This window comes from Rhodoplanes roseus (assembly GCF_003258865.1).
Classification (GTDB): domain Bacteria; phylum Pseudomonadota; class Alphaproteobacteria; order Rhizobiales; family Xanthobacteraceae; genus Rhodoplanes; species Rhodoplanes roseus.
Genome location: NZ_NPEX01000691.1, coordinates 1 through 367, shown reverse-complemented (window position 1 = coordinate 367; position 367 = coordinate 1). Strand labels below are relative to the sequence as shown.

The 367-nt window shown below is 59.1% G+C and carries 1 protein-coding gene; it reads left to right on the top strand.

Going from position 1 to position 367, the window contains the following annotated elements; genetic code table 11:
* Window positions 1–367: NADH-quinone oxidoreductase subunit H (locus CH341_RS31995; protein WP_210208718.1), on the top strand; the 367-nt coding region annotated here is incomplete at both ends.

Genomic DNA, 367 nt, shown 5'->3' with positions numbered 1-367 from the left:
GAAGGTGAGTCGGAGATCGTCGCCGGCTTCATGGTCGAATATTCTTCGACCCCGTACATGCTGTTCATGCTCGGGGAATATGTGGCGATTACGGTCATCTGCGCCTTGATGACGACGCTGTTCCTCGGCGGTTGGCTGCCGCCCTTCGACTTCGCGCCGTTCACCTGGATCCCCGGGGTCGTCTGGTTCACCTTAAAGCTGTGTTTCGTCTTTTTCATGGTTTCGATGGTGAAGGCGATCGTGCCGCGCTACCGCTACGACCAGTTGATGCGGCTTGGTTGGAAGGTGTTCTTGCCCCTGTCTCTCGCCTTCGTCGTGATCGTCGCGGTCGTGCTTCAGTTCACGGGCTGGGGCGGCGTTCCGACGG